The sequence below is a fragment of the Mesotoga sp. B105.6.4 genome, assembly GCF_002896535.1.
Lineage (GTDB): Bacteria > Thermotogota > Thermotogae > Petrotogales > Kosmotogaceae > Mesotoga.
The window spans coordinates 1-1932 of the sequence record NZ_JWIM01000129.1; the positions used below are offsets into that span (position 1 = coordinate 1).

The 1932-nt window shown below is 41.7% G+C and carries 3 protein-coding genes; 1 reads left to right on the forward strand and 2 read right to left on the reverse strand.

What is annotated here, in order from left to right; all coding sequences use genetic code 11:
- Positions 1-734, forward strand: a 734-nt coding sequence (locus RJ60_RS15050; protein ID WP_103135281.1) for an AbiJ-NTD4 domain-containing protein, incomplete at its 5' end; no start/stop codon positions are given.
- A gap of 62 nt (positions 735-796) precedes the next feature.
- Here the strand turns inward: RJ60_RS15050 and RJ60_RS15055 are convergent.
- Positions 797-1162: a hypothetical protein gene (locus tag RJ60_RS15055; protein ID WP_099830334.1), complete on the reverse strand. Its 366-nt coding sequence runs from the start codon at positions 1160-1162 to the stop codon at positions 797-799.
- A gap of 234 nt (positions 1163-1396) precedes the next feature.
- The coding region (locus RJ60_RS15060; protein WP_219725916.1) for a hypothetical protein at positions 1397-1932 on the reverse strand (536 nt) is incomplete at its 5' end.

Genomic DNA, 1932 nt, shown 5'->3' on the forward strand with positions numbered 1-1932 from the left:
ACTTAGTCATGAGTTCATCAGACGAAAAATTATTCACTGAACTCTGGAAGTCGTTCTTTAAGTTGCCACTTGATGAAATGCCAAGAGACAGCACTAATTACCTTGTGTCTCTCAAAAAACTCTTCTACAGGCTCGAGTGGCATGAAGTATATGATCTCATAGAGTTCATGCTTGACTGGATTGCCAAAGATTCCCGCTACAAGTTCCATCTTAGGGCTTTTAAGAACAAGTTGAATAACGTTCTTGAAAGCAATCTGTCGGGATACAGGATTATTGACACCTGTGTAACTCCAATAGTAGATGATGCAGAGATCGAAGAGATAGAAAGTGCAATATGCCTAGCAGATCTACTGAACGGTGTTAAGAAGCATCTCCAAACTTCTCTGGAATTCTTCTCCAGAAAGCATGATCCTGACTATCGGAATTCGATAAAGGAATCAATAAGTGCTGTAGAATCTCTTTGCAAAATCATCTGTGGTAATCCGAAAGCAACTCTTGGCGAAGCACTAGAATCCATAGACAAAAAGGGGTTAGTCCCGTTTCATAAGGCCCTAAAATCAGGATTGCTCAATCTATACGGATATACAAGTGATGAACAAGGTATAAGGCACGCCTTCACAGATGGTAAGAGTGAGGTATTTCAAGAAGACGCACGCTTCATGCTGGTCTCTTGCTCTGCATCTGTCAATTATCTCATTGTGAAAGCTGACAAAGCGGGAATAACAACATCTTAACTATTTTCGCAGTTTTTTCTTCGTTTGCATTTCTACTTAAGAATGACTTGGCTTGAACGGTTTCAGGGCAGGAGTGCCTGCACAATGCTAAATATTGCGTACAGCGCTATGCTTCCATAAACTAAATCAAGACCCCTTGAGTGGGAAGAAGTTATCCGCTTAAGAGAGCGGTTCTTAGTTTTTTTCATCTCCTCCTTCAAAGATTCTGGAAGAGACTTCTTTATTTCCTCCGGTAATTCGTTTATGCGAAACCTAGAGAATAGGGGCAATGACAAATCTTGACTATCCCTTCTGTTGAGATTCCAGTGAAGTCTCTCAATTTCCATTGCCCTCTTGCTCATTTGTGTGAAAAGAACTCTGTTGCGCCTTTCTGCAAAATACATACCAATGGTAATGGCTAACAGCAATGCTGATTCTTTAAGCCCCATCGATTCTCTAACAAAAAGACCGACTGCATAACAAAAATCCCCAACAAGCTGAATCTGTGTGCGTTACTATGTCATTGTGATATGCGATCAATGAACTATACTCCGTCCGAACGTCTTCTGCATTCGTAAAAACGCCATTTTCAGAACTAATCGCCGACTTTTCCTCCATTCTAATTACCTCCGATTTCTAGCTGATTCAGATGCCATCTCCCGATATAGTCATTTAGAGCATTCTCACTGCCCAGAAAGATCTTTCTTCAGCTGTGCGAAGCTTTGGAACACACTTTTGCTCGAAAGCCTATTTAAGCTTGTTTCCATCCTAGATACGTCTTCTATGACAATCAAGTTGGTGTGGGCAGCCCTATTTCTTTCTTCTAGAATTATCTCCCACTCCTCGCTAAGAACATTCAGTTCCACTCTTGTGAAGTGCGGGGGTATTCTTGCTTCATGTGTAACTCTGTGAACGAATGATAATCTTGTCTTTCCTAATTCTGGCGGTCTCCACGCTCCACAATATTTAGTATTGAAATTGACAGCTCTTCTTCCAAACGTATGTACTCCGCTTACCCCCGGTTCCGTACACAGCTTGTTGAAAAACGTGGGCATTTCTATCGGATTATCCAGGAGTGTTCTCAGCCACTGAACTATCGATAGCCTGATCTCGTTCTCGAACACTTTCGCGAATGGCATTAAAACAGGGGTGTATTCAGGCTTAAATTGAGTACTCAAATCAGGGTAAGCTGAGTCCAAAAATATACATGCGCCGCTCT

Excerpts from the sequence above, each read along its gene's own strand:
- RJ60_RS15055 (WP_099830334.1), bottom strand. The coding sequence starts at position 1,162 with ATGGGGCTTAAAGAATCAGCATTGCTGTTAGCCATTACCATTGGTATG.